Here is a 19649-nt window from a genome sequence, read left to right as displayed (position 1 = left end):
ACACCTGCTTTAAGCTGGAGTTGCCGTTCCTGGTCTCCACGAAGGCCAGCTTCCGGAAGTTAAAGCCGTCCTCGGAGACCTGCACCTCGAAGCCCGCGTTGCCCTCCTCCGAGGCCGTGGCCCAGTCCAGCACCACGTTGTTGCCCTGCCTGCTTGCGTTCAGGTAGATCAGCTCTACCGGGAGCGGCGTGATCTTAACTGTTGTCATAGTCAGATTGCTGTAACAGTTCACGCCGTCGTTGTTTGGTTTCACATCTACTCTTACATCAAATGGCTCTGCCGGCACTGGGCTTATTGTGATAAATTCTGTTCTAAGGTCTGTTGGGTATTGCGTCCACTCCAGAGCTCCATTGCTTCTAGTATACCACGTATAATTTGCGTTGGAAGCAGCCGCTTGACTTATGTCCAGAGCAGCAGTAAAGGTTACTGTCCCGCCAATCTTAATAGGATTACTAGCTGTTATTGCCCCATTCTCATTCTTTGCCTGTATTATTCCTGTTGTGTTGAGGATCTGGTTTATTGTTACTGTACTCGTAGCCGCTGCGCTACTTGAGCAGTTCTTACTGTCTGTCACCTTCACAGTATAGGTACCCGGCACTGTCGTATCGAAACTCGCTGAAGTCGGAAGGCTACCAGACCAGCCGTCCGGCACTGTCCAGGTATAGGAGTAAGATCCTGCCCCGCCCTTTGCCTCTGCGGTGACTTTGGCTATAGAACCAGCACAAACTGCAGGGCTATTAACCTCCACAGTTGGCAAAGGATTTACAGTCACGGTGCCTGAGCCAGATGCACTAGAGCACCCCTTGCTGTCGGTAACCACCACACTGTAAGTACCAGCTACCAACGTCTGAAAAGCAAAAACAGTGTTTGCTGGTTTAGAGACGCCATCCGGAACGGTCCAGTTATAAGAAAAAGGAGCTGTACCGTTTGACACCGTAGCCTTTACTTCTACAGGGACTCCGGCACAAGTAGCTGGGCTGTTAACACTTACCGCAGGTAGCGGGTTTGTCTTTACTACCGCACTACCGGTCATCGTACGTGGACAGGCTGCAACCGGAGGATTACTTGTACTGTTACTTATCGTTGTAGCCTGCACCGTGTAGGCACCAGCTATAGTTTGGTTCCCGAAGCTTATAGCACTACCTGTACCTGTTATGGGGTTCCCAACATTTGTTGCTGTCTCACTCACTGTGCGAACCAACTGGTAACTCACCCCTGTCTGTGATCCGCTCAGCCCTACTGGTACTCCCGTAGCGCCCGTAACAGCACAATACTCACCGCCACCTGTTACCGTCATAAGCGTTGGCAACGGCGTTACTCTTATCTCAACTGAATTACTTAAATCACTTCCTAAGCACTTGCTCTGCCCCTTCACAAGCTCCTTCAGGTTAACGTAAACCTGGTCCCTGTCTTGTAAGTCGGAAGGCGTCACCCCTTGTGTTGCTAAAGCAGCTTTTATTTCATTGCTTGTAAGTTCTAAGTTGCTATTGGTACCTTGTACAGTCTTTATAGTATAGGTGTTGTTACCTCTTGTCAACATCCAGGTAAACGCCGCATCACCTTGGAGCCAGTTGAGGCCTGCCCCCACCGCCTTAAAAACTGTTGAACCACCGGCACAGATAACTGTAGGAGATGCGGTAACAGATATTTGTACGCCACCTAAATCAGCAAGATAAAACGGGTTGGACAACGAGTTGATCTTTAAGGTCGTTGGGGAGCCACAAATTGATTGAACCCAGGTAATTTCAGCACTAATGTAATTTACGTTAGACTGCCTGGCGTTGCTAATGGTTTTACTGTTATTGCTTACGGACGTTCCGTCCGATTTCCATTGATAACTAAAGACTAGCTCAGGATTAGCACTGGTATTGATCTCGGCGCCACTTATTACCCTAGGTTGGAAATACTTGTGTGGCGCCTGTTTATGCACATCCGTAGCCCAGGCAGGCAAGTACGGATTATAAGCCGGGTTATAAGTAACTGTCGGATTATCCCCTGTTATTGTTGTAGGATCCTCTTTATAAGGGAACACAATAACCGGATCACGATAAACACGCGCGGTATAGTAGGTAAGTTGGCCCTGACATAAAGGAAACGGGTCAGCCTCTATCACTGCTATGTAAACAGACTTTTTTATCGTGATGGTCTTCTCCTCTGTAGCAGTACAGTTATTTGGGGAGGTAACCGCGTACTTAATTGTTATTGTCTTTTCAGTAGCTGTACCAAGCGCAGCGCATAAGTTGAGGACATTTCCTGATAAGCCACTAGTGTTTGCTGGATTTACAATAGAGAAAGTACCACCCGTTGTTCCTGTTGGTGTTAGCGTGACTTTACCAGGCTCCGTATGCCCCGCATAAATCGCTTCCGTGTAAAGGATTTGCCCATTCATAACACCGGAGAAAGAGGCATCTGGCAGTGGATTGATTGTAACCGAGACCGTTCCACTAGTGTTTGAGCAACCGCCGCCATTAACAACTCTTCTATAATATTTAATAGTTGGCGAAGTTACTGTCTGCACGGGAGGAGTGTAAGAAGCGGCATTACCATTCGTAGGAATGTTATCCCAGTTGCTGTTATCTGTACTAACCTGCCATTGGTAACTGTACGGAGTGGCTCCACCCGATACAGCAGTATTTAAAGTCTGCCCAAGAGGGGCTAAAGTTACGCCTGAGCAAACGGTCTGTGTACCTGCTATAGAATTGCCACTGATAACGGAGTTAACAGTTACGGGCAGGGCGTTGCTTGGCTTGTCTGCGCAACCACCTGAAGTCACGAGCCGCCGGTAGTAAACGGTGCCCACTGTGCTTGTCGGGGGGGCGAAGCTCGCATTGCCTGCATTAGGGATGGTCGTCCAAGTATCGGTGCCGTTCGGGCTGCTCTGCCACTTATAAGTGTAGCTGCCGTTACCTCCTGACACTGCCCCGCCCAGCGCACTAGCTGGCGCGTTGTGGCAGTACTCCTGAGTACCAGAAATGCTGTTTGTGATAACCGGTGTAACCGTCACTTTCACCGGGTCCGTATAGCTCACGCAGTTACCCGAGATGGCCTTTCTCCTGTACCAGATGGTGGCTGTGCTGCCTGTGGCCGTCAAAACGCCAGGCGAGTAACTAGTGCTGTTCGTGCTGTTGGCTACCTTCGTGTAGGCTGCTGTTTCCGAAGTTCTGCTCTCCCACTCGTAGGTGAAGCTGCCCGTGCCGCCGCCCGCTGCCGGACCCGAGATTTGAGAAGCGGCAGTGCCGGAGCAGATCAGCTGATCGCCGCTGGTGAGCGAGTTGCCGGTAATGGCAGGGGTCACCGTCACCTGAACAGGGTCAGAAGGCAAGCTCGTGCATTTGTTGGCATCCGTTACCTGCACGGTAAAGGTGCCGCTCGCATTCACGTCGATTGATTGTGTCTCGGCCCCATTGCTCCATAGCCAGGAAGTCCCGCCCCCTGCCGTTAGCCGCACTGTTCCGCCAGCGCAGAAAGACGTAACCCCATTTGCTGTTATAGTAGCTACAGGTAATGGGTTCACCTTTAGGGTTACGCTATTAGAGGCTGTGCTACAGGCTGCGGCGGTGTTGAAGGTCTCCAAGGTAACGGTCCCAGACCCTGTGCCCGTGGCCACCACTGTTGCTGTGGCTATCCCGTTACTATAGCTTGAACTTTGTACTGCGAAATTACTACTGGCAAGCCACCGTGGAGTACCGCCGGAATAGTCGCCCGTAACCGTGAAGGTAGTCCTGTTATCGGCTCCAATGCACAGCTCACGAACTCCCTCTGCGATAGCTGCCGTTGGCTGGGGCAAAACCGTGACAGGTGTTGCCATTGCCGTTGTGGCAGTGCAACTGGTTTGTGTATTGGTCACGCGAACGGTATAGCTCCCGGAAGTACTCGCGGTATACTGCCTTGCGGTTCCCCCGTCAGTGGAGGCAATTGCCGTCGTTCCGTTAAACCACTGATAGGAGTAGCTTCCCTCAGGAGCACTCAGCACAACCGAGCCGCCCTGGCAAAAAGTGGTAGCTGCCCCAGCCGTAACCGTCGCGGCCGGCAATGGGTTAACGGTAAGCGTGAGTTCTTTCGTAGCCGAAGTACAGCCGGCTACTCCGCTACTAGAAGTCAGCATTACCGTAACCGTACCCGTGCCAATTACTGTTACTTGCGTATTTCCTGTGTTAGGACTACTGAAACCACTTACTGTAGCCGTACCCGTTCCGCTCACAAAACTCCACGTAGGACTACCATTAGTGGCTTCCCCCACTAACTCGAAAGTAGTAGTACTGTTTGCGCCAACGCATTTTGCAGAAGTTGGAGCCGAAGCCGCAACAGCAGGTTGTTGGTTAACTGTTACGGTTACTGTCTTAGGTTCTGACTGGCACCCATTTGTTGTCCCTGTAACAGTATAAGTAGTGGTGGAAGTTGGATTTGCAGTAACAGTCGCACCACTTGTTGAAGTTAACCCAGTTGAAGGGGACCACATATAAGAATCGGCCCCGTTTGCGCTTAGTGCAGTGGATGCTCCTAAACAAATGGAGGTGTTGGAGGATAAGGTGATGACTGGTTTTCCTTTTACTGTCAGGGACAGGGTAGTACTACTCGCTTTGCTACATTCGTTCGTAGCACTTAGAGAAAGCGTCGAAGCGCCAGCAAATGCTGCACTGTAAGTAACGTCAACAGATCTTGTGCCTTGCCCTGCAACGATAGTACCCACACCAGTGGGTACTGACCAGTCATAAGATGCAAAACCTGCAGGAGCTGTATAAGTAGCTGTAGTGCCGCCACAGGGGTTCGTTTCACCAGCAATGTCTCCCTGCTTCAGCACAGGATATACTGTAAAGTCAACTCCGTTAGAGACAACATCTGCCTGATCTGCTGCCCTGTTAATCACATGAATCGTATAACTCCCGGACGCTGTAAAAACACTCGAAGCAACAGGAACTTGTAAGGCGGTCTCAGTGATACTCGATGGAGCGATTTCTGTCTGTACTCCGGCACTATTCGTTACTCTTACTATTGCCCCACTTGCGAATTCGCTGCCGTTAATAGTCAGCGAGAAGGCGTCATCTCCTACGGAACTGCACGTCTGCGAAAGGCTGGTTATGCCCGGCTCCCTGTTAATAATGTTAAATAAACTACTCGTGGCAGAAGTAATTCCGGGACTAGTTGCGACTAACGTATAACCTTGTCCTGCTCTATCGATGCTAAGGCCAGCAAAAGCAGCAATGCCATTAACAGCACTAACAGTAGTTACACCTTTTAGCACTCCGTTACCGGGAGGGTTCGTGCCGATAGATAGGCTCACAGAAGCCGTGGCAGTAGGACCTGTTTTTACCGTATTGCCAAACTTATCTTGAAGCGTTACTTCCGGTTGAGGATTGAAAACACCATTTGTTAAAGCACTAGTTGGTGCAGTAGAGAAGTGAAGGCTAGTCACAGCACCATTTGTCATGGTCAGGTTGGCGACTGTTGTGTTCGAACCAAAACCAACGATGTTACTGTTGCCTTCGATGTAAACAGTACCAGCGGCAGGAAGGGCAACGTTACCAAGAACGGGTTGTACCTGCACACCTGTGATGGTTACTGTTTCTAAACTGTTCCCGGCCCTTACGTTCTCAAGCGTAAAAGTTATAGTTTCCCCATCAGTAGATATTACAGGTTTGAGACCGCTAGGCACATCTCCTCCAGAAGAAGAGTTCAAGGTAACAGCAGTAGCACTATTAGGATTAAATTTCCAGTTTCCGCTGGTCTTAAGTACTAAGGTATAAGTACCGCTGCCAAAGCCCCCCCCCTCTACCTCTTGCATAACAATATCCCCGACATCAAAAAAGGTTGCCCCAGGTTGGTCGGCGGCCTGATCTGCAGGTGCAGTTATGCTTACAGGAGTGATAGAACTAACGGCTGCTCTTAAATATAACGCTGCTCCTAACAGCATCAAGAGCGTTGCAGCACCGATCAAATACTGCTTTGCATTTACTAACTTAGCAGTCAAATGATTAAAACTTCTTTTCATTAACAGGACTTTACGAAAGGGGACCAAGGCGCAAGCAGGAGTAGACTTTTAGGCAGGCCGTGCATCAGATGGAATACAAGCTTTACAAACATTTTAAGTAACACTTTGGGCAATGCGAAAACCGATTAATTAATGATGTTAAAGCCATGATGATCCTTTCCAATACTGGTTGATTATAGCAAGTATCAAACATGTAAAAATATACATTTATAGATAAACTAACAGCGAAGTGCCACTAGTTTGTCTACCGCGATTTGCTTTTATTTGAGCACTACTTGTGTTTAGCTGGAAGCACATGCGAAACAATTCTGTTAACTACTGAAGCATACAGGCAAGGCTTGCTCCTAAGCAGTTTAACATACCACCTAAGTTCTTACTACACCCCATGAAAAGACAAATACACCTTCGCGTTCGGAAGGCGCACCGCTACCTTGGCCTGTTTACAGGCATACAATTTATCTTCTGGACACTGGGCGGACTCTACTTTAGCTGGTCTGACATAGATGAGATTCACGGGGACTTTCAGCGAAAGGCCCCTGCGAACTTTAACGTAAGCATGGCACTAGCCTCTCCCGCCGCTGTATTGAACCAACTGCCGCAGGCGGATTCCGTGAAGTCAATAAAGCTGGTGGAGGTACTGGGGAAGCCTACATACCAGGTACTCTACTACCAAGACCATCATGGACATGCCATGCAGCACGCACAATTAGCAGAAGCAAGCACTGCTGCGCTACGAGCCCCTCTAACTGAACAGGAAGCAGTGCAGATGGCGCTTAACAGCTTTAGTGAAAAAGTAGAAGTGCAGCAAGTGGAATACCTGACTGAAGGAAAGATTGGCAAGCACCACGAGTACCGCGCGAGCCCTCTCCCTGCTTATGCCGTTACCATGCAGCACCCTACCAATACGACAGTATATGTTGCGACAGAGCGGGGCGAGGTGACCAAGTTCCGGAACAACAAATGGCGGTTGTTTGACTTCTTTAGGATGCTGCATACCATGGACTATGAAGGACGCGACAATTTTGGTAACCTGCTGCTACGCCTTTTCGCTGTACTGGGCATCGTCACCGTCTTGTCCGGATTCGGCCTCTACTTTGTGAGCAAGGGGGGAAAGCGAGGAAAGGCAGTGGCCGGAACACCCCGATCACGGGCACGAACATAGGCAAAGGTGCTAGCCACACTTGCACTTAACTGTGGAGGCAAGCGTTCCGCGCCTGCCTTTGTTTTGAGCTTTTCTTCTCCCAGCCTGGCTGAAAAAAGCCCCATAAAACCTTCTTAAACTGTACATGGCGTAAGTAAGTATAAACATTTACCTTTGCGCCCTTCACGTTTAAAAGAAAAGACACAGTTATGAGCGCCAAAAGCTTTCAGCTATTACTTGAGACAGCCTATGATAACCCAACCCCTCCGGTGTTTGAAGAAGGAGGAGCCGCCGTTTATGAGACATTTGAAAAAACCTACAAAGCCAGCAAAACCGGACGCGGCAAATCGACTGATGAGCTGAACTTCCGCTTCGAACGCCTCCGGCTCGGTGTTGCCATTGCCTTTGTAAAAGCATTTACACGACTGGCTGACAATGAAAAAAGCTTAGAGGCACTACAACTGCTGCAAGAAGCTATTCGGGCCAAGAACACGAAGGAAATCGACAAAATCATCCAGAAAAAGATAGCAGCTTTCGATCACCTTTACCACGAAATATTCGTGAACGAACAACGCGAACAGTTGCTGGGCATGTTTGAGCGCACGCTGGACGCAGGCTCTAAGGAAGAACTGGATGAGCTAATCTTTGAAGGGCTCGAACTGATGCAGGAAATTGACTGGGAGGCCCGCCGGGAAGAACAGGACGATGATGACGACATCGAGCCACTGGATGAAGACTTTCTGAAGAGTTTGTAAATTCAACCCATGGAAATCACCCTCACCACCCCTGCCCTGCTGTTTCCGGCGCTATCCCTCTTACTGCTGGCCTTTACCAATCGGTTTCTGGGCCTGGCCAACCTTATCCGTAGCCTCAAAGACCGCTACGCCTCTACCCAAAACCGCCTTATCTACAACCAGATCGAGAACCTGCGTGTGCGCCTGATCCTTATCCGGAACATGCAGGCGTTCGGCAGCCTGAGCATGTTCGGCTGCGTGCTGTGTATGTTCCTGCTTTTTGCCGGTTATGCTACCATTGGCAAGTATGTGTTTGGCTTTAGCCTAATCATGATGCTTATCTCGCTGGCACTGGCCATTCGCGAAATCCAGATCTCAGTAAATGCCTTAAAGCTAGAACTAGACGACCTGAAAGAGGAGAGCAGGAAAAGCATATAACAAAGCATATATATTGCGTGCAAAATATGATTAAAATAACATATTTAAATTCTAATAGCTTGTAAAACACCGTTCCTTAAAACCCGTAGCTCCTCACACGACTGTCATAGACAGCCCTAATTTTAGGATTATCAATCTTTAAAAGGCCCCATATATTGATTTTTACATTGAAAAATATAACAAATAAAACAACTTAAGCTAAACAGGGCAGAAGCGCGAAATAATCCCCTTTACTTCTTTCAGCTAAATAGAGTTTAACTATATTTAGAATCTCATATTTAGCTTACTGCCTTATTTGAGAAGGATGAGATTACGTTTACCCCTGCTTCTGTTAGCCCTACTCCTATGTTTACAAGCTTATGCCACCCATATTGTGGGAGGCGAGTTTGAGCTGCAACATCTTTCGAAAAATGAGTACAGGCTCTCCCTTAACGTTTACTTCGATGAAATTTATGGGAGACAGAACCAAAAGGACGGTGCCGTCTTCGTTACTATTTTCGAAAAAGGAACTGATCAGGCTGTACGGCATCTTACACTGCCACTAAAGGAAACCAGTTTACTGAACTACACGAATGTGGCTGTACGAGTAGCGATTTAAAAACCTCCAGACTCCTTTATTACAAAAATACAGGTCTGCCCCCTAATGTTTATAATAATCCGGCGGGTTACTATGTGGCTTGGGAACGGTGCTGCCGCAACAATGTGGTAAGCAATGTCACCAAAGAGTCTGGCACTACTTTTTATATGGAGTTTCCGCCCGTGGTTAAAGACGGTAAATTCTTTAAGAACTCATCCCCAAAGCTTACTCCCCCGCCCAGCGATTACGCATGCCAGGGAGAGCTGTTTTCCTACGATTTCGGGAGCTCTGATGCAGATGGAGACCATTTAGTGTATGACATGGTCTCCCCTCTTAACGGCTATAGCACACCTACCAATCACAGACCTCCAGTTTCAAGTGGTCCTTACCCTGAAGTAAACTGGCTTCCGGGATACAACCAAGAAAACCAGATCTTGGGCGATCCTGTGGTTAACGTAGACAAAGCCACAGGCTGGCTTACGGTAAAGCCGAAGTACTCCGGCCTGTTTACTTTTAGCGTACGTGTCCAGGATTTTCGGAATGGAGTAAAGATCGGAGAGGTCAGGAGAGACTTTCAGCTTTTGGTAAAAGCGTGCCCGCGTAACGATGCGCCGGAAGTGACTGTTATCCAAAGCGGGAACCTGACCCCCTATTCGGCAGGACAAACGTTACGCATTAGTCCGGAAGATGCCCGCTGCATTAAGATCGTGTACACTGACCCGGATCAGAACGAACCACTAACATTGGACATAAGACCAGTAAACTTCACAAACAGTGGTATCTACAGCGTGTCTGGCCAGACCAGCGGCATCGTAAACTCAAAAGGAGGCAGCAAAACGCTGGAAGCCTCCATATGCCTGGAAGAGTGCTTCGAAACGGGTGACACTCCGTACCAGCTGGATCTCATCGTGACAGATGATGGAAGCCTGGGCTGTAGCCTCCCTAAACAGGCGGCCATACGCCTTAACTTGGTTGTGGAAAAAGGGCGAGGGAAAGTACCTTTTGTTTCGCTCTCTTCTCCCACCAGGGTCTTTGAGGTGACAGAAGGAGACCTTATCAGTTTTGATGTTACTGGTTCTGACGCTGACAATGATGTCGTTACGCTTACGGCAGTAGGGCAAGGTTTTCCACTGGCGTCACAAAGTGTTTCTTTCAAAGGGGCGAGCGGTGCTGGCTGGGTTGTAAGCTCTTTTTCCTGGCAAATTGATGAGAAAGCCTTAAAACAGCCGTCTTACCTGATAGACTTTCTGGTTAGTTCTACTTCTGCCTGCGGCAGTGTCTCCAAAAGATTAGAGACGATAGAAGTAAAGCCATACCGTAAAAGCAACCTTGAAAACAACACGATTAAGGCTGACCAAACCGTGTGCCCCGGAGAAACGCCAGGCGGTTTAACAGGCAGCCTCCCCACTGGCGGAAGCGGTTCCTACTATTATACCTGGGAGGTAAGTACCACTAATGAGGACAAAAGCTTTACGCTTGCTCCCGGCAATAGCCACGAGCAGAATTATTCACCGCCAGTTCCTATCCAAACCACCTGGTTCAGGCGCAAAGTGCACTCCGGCTTGAACGATGAGTTAATAAGTACGGCCGTTAAGATTACCGTAAGGGAGGCCGTGGAGAACAATACGATCTACAGCCCGCAAACCATCTGTGCCAACACTGCACCTGCCCTCCTAACCGGTACAGAGCCCTCTGTACCGGATGGCACCTTCGCGTACCAGTGGGAGTACAGCACAGCAGGCCCTGACAAGGGTTTTGAGCCGGTTATCAACGCTAACAACGGGAAGGACAGGGACTATAAGCCTGGCGCCCTCAGCGAAACAACCTGGTTCCGGCGAGTAGTCGTAGCCTCCCCCTGCCCGCCTGTACCCAGCAACGTTATCGAAATAACAGTCGCCCCAACTATCAACTGGAACACTGTCTCTGCCAGTCAGGTAGTTTGTGCGGGTAGTGTTCCGGACAAACTTAGCGGACCGGCAGCGGCTAACTCTCCTGCAGTATACACCTACGCATGGGAATACAGTACTACCAGTGCCACAGAGGGCTTCTCACCTGCCCCAGGACTGAATACTGAAGCAGGCTATACAGCAGAGCAGCCACAGCAGGCTACCTGGTTCAGAAGAGTGGTCCGCTCCTCACACTGCCAGAGCATCAGTAATGCGGTGCTGTTAACCCCCGAGGCCTTGCCCGCAACACCAACAGCTACAGGCACTACTGTTTGCCCCAACCAAACAGCTACGTTACAAGCGAGCACGCCCACAGCGGATACTGTCATCGAATGGTACGACGCCCCAGGGGGTAAACTGCTGCACGAAGGGAACGCCTACCAAACCGACCCGCTTCAGCAAGCGACGGACTTTTACGTGCGGGCCATCAGCAAGAATGGTTGTGCCAGCCCAGACTGGATAAAGGTAACAGCCGATGTACGGCCCGCTACAGCCGACGCAGGTAAAGATATAACGATTGTGGAAGGAAAGTTCGTGCAGCTTGAAGCCACAGGAGGAACAAGTTTTAACTGGTCACCTGCTGCCGGTGTGTCTAATCCCTCGATTCCAAACCCCTTTGTAAGACCCCAAAAGACTACTACCTACACGGTAACAGTTACCTCAGAACAAGGCTGCGTGAGTACAGATGAAGTAACCGTAAGAGTACTGCCTCTAATTGCCCCACCAATGCCATTACGGTAAATGGGGACAACATCAACGACACCTGGTACATTAAAAACATCGAGTACTACCCTAACTGCCGGATTCAGGTATTTACCCGCTGGGGAAATAAGGTCTATGAGTCCACTGGCTACAACGAACCCTGGAACGGCACTTATAATGGCAAGCCTCTACCGATGGCGGCTTACTATTATATCATTGACCTGGGCATGAATGAAAAGCCTGTTTCAGGAAGTATCACCCTTATCAAGTAAACGCATATGAAGCTTTTCACTCCCCTGCTCTTGTTTTCCTTCCTATGCTTTGCTGGCTTTGCACAGCAACGTCCTCAGCACACGCAATATGTTCAGAACAACTTCGTGCTTAATCCGGCTGTTGCTGGCATAGAAAGTTATATAGACATACGTAGCAGCTACCGCAGCCAATGGGTCGGTTTGGAGGGCGCCCCTACCACCTATTACACGAGTCTCAATGCTTCGATTAACAAGAATGACCGGAACATCTTGTCTCCCAGAGAGCGAAGGAGACAAACGACTCCTTTCGCTCCTGCTAACCGGAACAACCGCTTCCTTGTAAAACCACACCACGGGCTCGGGGCTATCATGCAGCTGGATAAGTCCGGCCTCTTGAAAACCTTCTCGCTAAACCTTAGCTACGCCTACCACTTGCCCCTCACCCAAGAGATAAAACTCTCAGGTGGCATTTCGGCTGGTCTGATGCAGTACCGCCTCAACAAGAATGACCTTAACATGCGGATAGCGAATGATCCCTATGTAGCAGGAGAGATTGGGAACATGAACAAGTTTGACCTGGGGGTAGGCCTGTGGCTTTACAGTCCTGCCTTTTACATGGGCTTATCCAGCATGCAGATACTCCGCAGCGAAACGCTAAACAACAACCGCGACCCTCAGGCAGCTCTTCAAAAGCATTATTACGCCACCGGTGGCCTCAGGCTCCGGCTAACCCACGACCTCACCTTTACCCCCTCTGTGATGGCAAAGGTAGCAGAAAGCGGTTTGTCTATGGTTGATGTAAACGCTAAGGCAGTGTATAACGAGCGCTTCTGGGCCGGAGCATCTTATCGGCAGAACGATGCAGTTGCGGGCATGGTTGGCGTGTTCCTCAATCACATGTTGGATGTGAGCTACTCTTATGATATTACCACCTCTGAGTTAAACAGAGTGAGCAACAACACCCATGAGGTAGTGGTTGGCCTAAATCTAAACAACGTCCAGAAACTAATTTGTCCTGCACAAATCTGGTAGTTCTGCTACTACCCCGAACTTACAGGGTGGGTAGCTTCATATGTTAAGTGCACAGCTCCATGCGGCCTCCTTCCTTCTTCTAAGTATCAGAAGAGGAAGGAGGCCGCGGGCTTTTTGTGTTTCCCCTTGTTATACCCTGCTACGTTCAAGCTCTTTATGAGCATACCTAAACCCACACATACAAAACCTATATATCCAGCTGTCGTTACAGTTTACTATTGATTAGCTCCTATTAAAGCTCCAAATAGTGAAACAGGCCTTCCTTCTCTTACTTCTCATGATAGGCCTATGCCAGCAGGCAACGGCTACCCATATTGTGGGCGGCGAGATGGAGTTAAAGCACCTAGAGGGCTTTAAGTACCGGCTTTTACTGTACCTATATTTTGATGAGGTCAACGGCACCCAGGGCGCAAAAGACCCGGCAAACCACGTCACGATATTTGAGAAAGGAACAAACAAGGCTGTAACAACAGTTTCCCTCCCCATCCAAGAACAGAAGCAGTTAAGTTACACCAACATCAACTGCACGACCGGCGAACTTAGAACATCACTGGTTCTCTACTACCAGGACCTTTACCTGGACCCTACGATCTATTCGCACCCCCAGGGGTACTACGCAGTTTGGGAGCGCTGCTGCCGCAACAACACCATCAACAACATTGTATCGCCTGAAGCGGCAGGCACTGTTTTTTACCTGGAGTTCCCCGCTGTTGTAAAAACCGGAAAGGCCTTTGTTAACTCTTCTGCCAAGCTCTCCCCGCCACCTACAGACTATGCCTGTAAAGGAGAACTCTTCACTTATGACTTCAGCAGTACCGACGCAGACGGTGACAAACTGGTGTATGACCTCGTGACGCCCCTAAACGGCTATAGTTCTCCTGATTTCCCTGCTCCGCCCGCCGCTAGTGGCCCATACCCTGAGGTAAGCTGGCAAGCAGGGCACAGTGTTACAAATCAGATCAGAGGCACGCCACCCGTGAAGATTGACAGGAATACCGGAAAGCTTGTGGTGAACCCTAGCTATGTAGGCCTTTTTGTTTTTGGGGTGCGCTGCCAGGAGTTCAGGGATGGCGTGAAGATAGGCGAAGTGAGAAGAGATTTTCAGCTATTGGTAAAGGACTGCCCCCGCAACGAATCCCCTGCCGTAATAGCACAAGCACCGGGCAATACCAAAAACTATCAGGAAGGACAAACGATACGCATTGGGCCTTCGGACTCCCGATGCCTGGATGTGTTTTTTACGGACCGTGACCCTGATGAACCGCTTGTATTAGAAGCGAAACCCGTCAATTTCGACGTTAACAGCTTCTCCTTTACTGGGCCAACCAGTGGCGTTGCCAACACCGGCGGCATAAAGGACGTGTTACAAACCTCCATCTGCCTTGACCCATGCCTGAACTCGGAGGGCAAGGTTTACTTTCTGGACCTGATTGTAAGTGATGATGGTGACCAAGGCTGTAGTTTGCCGCGCCAGGACACGCTGCGCCTCAGTTTTATAGTTGCCCCCACTCCCAATGCCCCTCCTACCCTTTCGCTTTCATCCCCTACCCGGGTGTTCGAAGTAGCAATGGGAGACATCATCAGCTTTGACGTTACAGGTACCGACCCTGACCTGGATCAGGTAAGCGTGTCGGCTGCCGGGCGCGGCTTTGATCTAAGCAGCCAGCAGGTTACCTTCCAAGAGAACACAGCTACAGGCCAGGTGACCTCCCCGTTTAAATGGCAGATTGATTGCAAAGCCCTTCAGCAACCTGTGTACCAGGTCGAGTTTACTGTAACTGCTATCACCTGCGGGAAGCCGGTAACTACCACAGAAACTATAGAGATCAGAACGAAAGCAGACAAAATTGCAGGTAACCGCATCGCTCAGGATCAGACCGTTTGCTATGGAGCTACCGCTTCGGCTATTACAGGAAGCACCCCCTCTGGTGGGGGGAACACCTATACATACACCTGGGAAGTAAGCACAGCAGATACACCAGGCGTGTACCAGGCTGCCCCCGGCGATAATTCCAAGCCTGACTACACGCCTAAGGGCCTTACAAAAACGTCCTGGTTCAGAAGAAAAGTGACAGGAGCGTGCACAGAGGTATCCATCAGTAATGAGACGAAGGTAACTATAGTGCCTCTCCCCCCTCCGCCATCTGCTGTAAGTACCAATACCTGCGCCGGTGAGCGCGCAACCTTAACAGCAGCCGCAGCAACTCACGGCATGAGGCTAGAGTGGTACGACGGGCCAACAGGGGGCAACTTGTTGCATGAAGGCACTACTTATGAGACTGCGCCCTTAAGCACCACTACCCGCTATTACGTGCAGGCTGTAAACAGCAATGGCTGTGCGAGCAGCTCGAGAGTAGCTGTAACTGCAAAAGTACTAGCGCCTACTGCAGATGCCGGAGAAGACATCACGGTTATCCAGGGTAGCTCAGCAGGATTACATGGGCAAGGCGGAGATACCTATCTCTGGTCGCCTGCCACCGGGCTGTCTGACCCACATGATGCCCGCCCCCTGGCTACCCCTTCGCAGACCACTACCTATACCCTCTCTGTTGTCACAGCTTATGGTTGCACTTACACAGATGAGATTACGGTCACTGTACTTCCTCGTATTGATCCTACAAATACCATCACACTGAATGGAGACGACATAAACGACAAGTGGCATATCCGAAACATAGAGCATTACCCCAACTGCCGGATTCAGGTATTTACCCGCTGGGGAAATAAGGTCTATGAGTCCACTGGCTACAACGAACCCTGGAACGGCACTTATAATGGCAAGCCCCTACCGATGGCGGCTTACTATTATATCATCGACCTGGGGATGAAAGCGAAGCCTGTCTCCGGCAGTATTACCCTTATAAAGTAAAGCACATGAGAGGACTGTTTTGCATGGCTCTTTATTTCTGCTGTTGTGCTACTGTGTTTGCACAACAGCGGCCACAGCATACGCAGTACTTTCAGAACAACCTCCTGTTAAACCCTGCTGTGGCAGGCATAGAAGACTATTTGGATGTGCGATCAGGCTTCCGCAGCCAGTGGGTAGGTTTGGAAGGCGCTCCCACTACCTTTTATACCAGCGTACATACTGCCCTGAACAAGAACGACAGGAACGTCCCACAGTTTGGCAGGAAAGGCACGGGGCGCTCTGCCGCTGCTGCTAACAGAAACAACCGCTTTTATGTAAGGCCGCACCACGGCTTAGGTGCCATTGCGCTGGTCGATAAGTCAGGCCTCCTGTCTTCCCTCTCTTTTAACCTGAACTATGCCTACCACCTACCTCTTACGGCCAACCTGAACCTCTCGGGTGGTGTTTCGGCGGGCATCTTAAGGCAACGGATAAACCGGAAAGGCGTGGATGTACTGAGGCCGGACGACCCTTTTTTAACGGAAGAAACGAGTAACCTGAATAAACTAGACCTGGGGCTAGGCCTGTGGCTCTACAGTCGCGACTTTTACGTGGGCGTATCGGGCATGCAGCTGATCAAAAGCATCCAGGATACAGGATCAGACGGCAGGCCTCGTGCAGAGCTGCAGCCGCACTACTATACCACGGCCGGTATCCGGTTCACTGTAACAGACAAGCTTACCATCAGCCCCTCTGTCATGGCGAAGATGGCAGCAGGAGGCTTATCGGCAGTAGACTTAAACGCAAAGGCAACTTACAACAAGCAGTTTTGGCTTGGCGCCTCTTATCGCCAGCACGATGCTGTTGCCGCCATGGTGGGCGTTTACGTGAATCACTTTATTGACGTAAGCTACTCGCATGACTTCACTACATCTGACCTGAACCGCGTGAGCGCCAACAGCCATGAGGTAGTGGTAGGAATCAAGCTGAACAACCCTCAAAAAACTGTCTGTCCGCAATGGGTGTGGTAGAAATCCTGTTTAAGCGCACCAGAAGTCGAAACAGCAAGGGTAATACGATTAATTAAAACAAGCGCTACCTTTGCAGTATTGCTTAACACGTTTACCATGACAGACCCAAAGAAGCTGGCGATAAAGGACTTTGTGTACGAACTGCCGGAAGAGCGCATTGCGAAGTTTCCGCTGCCCGAGCGCGACCAATCGAAATTACTGCTTTACCGTCAAGGCCAAATGGCAGACCACACTTTTACAGACCTGCCCCAACTACTTCCCCCGCGTTCGCTTTTAGTGTTTAACGACACAAAAGTAGTGCAGGCACGCCTGCTGTTTCAGAAAGAGACAGGGGGCACAGTAGAGATCTTTTGCCTGGAACCAGTGGCTCCTTACCAGGAAGTGCAACTGGCGATGCAACAAACGGGCAACTGTGTCTGGAAATGCTTAGTGGGTAATAACAAGCGCTGGAAAAGCGGCTCGGTAAAACTACGGTTTGATGGCGGCATGCTAACAGCCGAGCGCAAAGCGCAGCAGGAAGGGCATTTCCTGATACGTTTCACGTGGGAACCCGCTGAACTAACTTTTGCCGAAGTGCTGGAGCGATGCGGAAAGTTACCGCTGCCCCCCTATCTTAACCGCGACCTCACGCCGGACGATCACACCCGCTACCAAACTATTTACGCGAATCAGCAAGGTGCTGTAGCCGCCCCCACAGCGGGCCTGCACTTTACGGAGCGCGTAATGGAAAAGCTCCGGGAGCAGCAAATAGCTACTGCTTACCTGACCCTACACGTTGGCGCTGGCACCTTTAAACCTGTAAAGGCTGAGGTGATGGAGGAGCATGAGATGCACGCGGAGCAGCTTTATATTACAAAGCCACTGCTACAGCGGCTGCTTTTGCAAGAAGAGAAACCGATTATACCAGTTGGCACCACCAGCATGCGCTCTTTAGAGAGCCTGTACTGGTTGGGGGCAAAGGTATTAGAGCAGCCAGAGCTTCCTTTAAAAGACTTGTCTGTTAGCCAGTGGCAAGCTTATGAAACAGTAGCTCCTCCTACTGCTACCGATGCTTTGAGCGCTTTACTTGCCTATATGGAGCGGCAGCACGCCAACTACCTGCATGCCAGTACCCAAATCATTATTGCACCAGGTTATACATTCCGCATTTGCAAGGGCCTGGTAACTAACTTTCACCAGCCGGAAAGCACCCTCTTGTTACTAGTGTCGGCACTCATCGGAGAGGATTGGCGCAAGGTGTACCAGCATGCCCTGGAGAATGATTACCGCTTTTTAAGTTATGGGGATAGTTCTTTACTACTTCCTTAGCTTTAGACGATGCATACACCAAAAACAAAGCCCCTCCAGTTTAAGACTGGCGGGGCTTTGTTTTAAGGTTGCTTTGTTTTTATAAGCCGTACTCTGATAACAGATACACTAAAGAGGCCATGCCGGCAGCACCTAATTGCATCTCGCGGCGGTTTACCTGCTCAAAGGTATCGATGGCCGTATGGTGGTAGTCGAAGTAGCGCTGAGAGTCTGGTCTGAAACCGATCAAGGCGACGTTGCCCTGGCCTTTCAAAGGGCCAATGTCTGCACCTCCATGCCCGTGGCCAATATCATGCAAGCCATATGGAGCTAACAGTGGTTTCCAGTTCTGTAATTTCTTCAACTGAGCCTCTGATCCTTCCAGGCTAAAGCCGCGCGGTGTGAAACCACCCGCGTCTGACTCAATAGCCGCCAGGTGTTTCTCGCCTTTCGCTTTGGCTATTTCCGCATACTTGCGTCCGCCCCGCAGGCCGTTCTCCTCATTCATGAACAGTACAGCGCGTACAGTGCGCTTGGGCTTAATGCCCAGGTCTTTCATCAAGCGCAGCACCTCCATCGACTGCACTACCCCAGTACCATCATCATGTGCGCCTTCACCCAGATCCCAGGAGTCCAGGTGCCCCCCTACGACGATAATGTCTTCTGGTCTCTCTGTGCCTTTGATCTCTCCGATCACGTTATAGGAAAGCACGTCTGGTAAGGTCTCGCTCGTCATGCGCATGTAAAACTTCAGGTTCGGGTCATCCTTCAGTAAGCTGCTTAACTTCTCCGCCGCATTCGTACTGATCGCCGCCGCCGGTATCTTGGTTACACCTTCCTCGTAGCGGGTACTGCCAGTATGCGGTACATCCTGGTAATCGTTTGTCATGGAGCGCACCAGCACGCCAACAGCGCCTAACTTAGCAGCCGCTACCGGGCCGCCACCACGCTGGTCAACGGCGCCACTGTAGGCCGACATGGTTTGCACGTGCGTATTATCAAAAGGACGGTTGAAGAAAACGATCTTTCCTTTCACGTTTTTCTTGCCCAGTTTTTCCAGCTCTTCAAAGCTTTTCACCTCTACTACTTCGGCACTCAACCCTTTGTCACCCGTACCCACAGAGCCACCCAAAGCGGCAATAGGAGCATCTATCGCACCTACTAGTTTAGAGTTGATGATACGGCCTACCTCTTTATCGCCCCGCACCCAATGTGGCACCATTACTTCCTGTAGGTATACCGTATCCAGGTCCAGCTCTTCCATCACCTGGCGTCCCCACTCGACAGCTGCAGCCGCCTGAGGCGACCCACTCAGACGGGCACCGATCTGCTTGGTCAGGTAACGCAGGTTTTCATAGCTATCGAAGCTCGTGAGGGCGTTGTTATAGATGTTTTTAATAGTCGTAGAATCGGCTTTGTAGTTCTGCTGTGCCATAGCCGGCATAGCCACTACTGCCGCTGCCGCAACGAGGGCGGTACGCAAGTACTTTTTGCTTAGCATTAGTTTTAGTGAATAGTGTAGTTTGGTTTAGGGCCTTTAAGTTAAGAAAATTTGAGATAGCACATGTAGTGAGGATGGATACGTCCTAAGCATACATTTAGCACCCGCTAGAAATACACAGAAAACAACCTCACTACAAACTGAAAACTGATGCTCCTTGCTAGCTTTTCGA

At 50.1% G+C, this 19649-nt stretch carries 12 protein-coding genes; 10 read left to right on the top strand and 2 right to left on the bottom strand.

All coding sequences use genetic code 11. The features are described from left to right. A partial coding sequence (locus CHB92_RS25565; RefSeq protein WP_144266359.1) for a beta strand repeat-containing protein occupies positions 1-5989 on the bottom strand: 5989 nt, incomplete at its 3' end. A 385-nt stretch (positions 5990-6374) separates the two neighbouring features. Here CHB92_RS25565 and CHB92_RS21100 point away from each other — a divergent pair. The 10 genes from CHB92_RS21100 to CHB92_RS21055 all read left to right on the top strand — a co-directional run bounded on the left by CHB92_RS21100 (position 6375) and on the right by CHB92_RS21055 (position 17997). Continuing rightward, positions 6375-7151, top strand: coding sequence for a PepSY domain-containing protein (locus CHB92_RS21100; RefSeq protein WP_089321225.1), 777 nt, complete (start codon positions 6375-6377; stop codon positions 7149-7151). A 188-nt stretch (positions 7152-7339) separates the two neighbouring features. Further along, positions 7340-7885 (top strand): hypothetical protein, encoded by a 546-nt coding sequence (locus tag CHB92_RS21095; protein WP_089321224.1) that lies wholly within the window; start codon positions 7340-7342, stop codon positions 7883-7885. Between the two features lie 9 nt (positions 7886-7894). After that, positions 7895-8302, top strand: a complete 408-nt coding sequence (locus tag CHB92_RS21090; protein ID WP_089321223.1) for a DUF2721 domain-containing protein — start codon at positions 7895-7897, stop codon at positions 8300-8302. Positions 8303-8606: 304 nt separating this feature from the next. Beyond that, the gene (locus CHB92_RS21085) at positions 8607-8900 is read left to right on the top strand and encodes a hypothetical protein (RefSeq protein WP_089321222.1); all 294 of its coding nucleotides are present in this window, start codon (positions 8607-8609) and stop codon (positions 8898-8900) included. 74 nt (positions 8901-8974) lie between these two features. Further along, complete coding sequence (locus CHB92_RS21080; protein ID WP_144266358.1) at positions 8975-11566, top strand: immunoglobulin domain-containing protein; 2592 nt, start codon at positions 8975-8977, stop codon at positions 11564-11566. Continuing rightward, the gene (locus tag CHB92_RS26510) at positions 11557-11799 is read left to right on the top strand and encodes a gliding motility-associated C-terminal domain-containing protein (RefSeq protein ID WP_089321231.1); all 243 of its coding nucleotides are present in this window, start codon (positions 11557-11559) and stop codon (positions 11797-11799) included. The genes CHB92_RS21080 and CHB92_RS26510 overlap by 10 nt, the downstream gene beginning before the upstream one ends. A 6-nt stretch (positions 11800-11805) precedes the next feature. Next, positions 11806-12810, top strand: a complete 1005-nt coding sequence (locus tag CHB92_RS21070) for a PorP/SprF family type IX secretion system membrane protein (protein WP_089321220.1) — start codon at positions 11806-11808, stop codon at positions 12808-12810. Between the two features lie 247 nt (positions 12811-13057). Then, complete coding sequence (locus CHB92_RS21065; protein ID WP_144266357.1) at positions 13058-15679, top strand: gliding motility-associated C-terminal domain-containing protein; 2622 nt, start codon at positions 13058-13060, stop codon at positions 15677-15679. Positions 15680-15684: 5 nt separating this feature from the next. Beyond that, positions 15685-16689 (top strand): PorP/SprF family type IX secretion system membrane protein, encoded by a 1005-nt coding sequence (locus CHB92_RS21060; protein ID WP_089321218.1) that lies wholly within the window; start codon positions 15685-15687, stop codon positions 16687-16689. Between the two features lie 96 nt (positions 16690-16785). After that, positions 16786-17997 (top strand): S-adenosylmethionine:tRNA ribosyltransferase-isomerase, encoded by a 1212-nt coding sequence (locus tag CHB92_RS21055; RefSeq protein ID WP_089321217.1) that lies wholly within the window; start codon positions 16786-16788, stop codon positions 17995-17997. A gap of 79 nt (positions 17998-18076) precedes the next feature. On the opposite strand, the gene CHB92_RS21050 is transcribed toward CHB92_RS21055, so the two are convergent. Further along, positions 18077-19477, bottom strand: a complete 1401-nt coding sequence (locus CHB92_RS21050) for a M20/M25/M40 family metallo-hydrolase (RefSeq protein WP_179223127.1) — start codon at positions 19475-19477, stop codon at positions 18077-18079. Positions 19478-19649 lie beyond the last annotated feature (172 nt).

The sequence above is a fragment of the Pontibacter ummariensis genome (assembly GCF_900188175.1).
Classification (GTDB): Bacteria; Bacteroidota; Bacteroidia; order Cytophagales; family Hymenobacteraceae; genus Pontibacter; species Pontibacter ummariensis.
The sequence above is the reverse complement of the archived record's forward strand: the minus strand, read 5'-3'. Positions and strand labels throughout refer to the sequence as shown.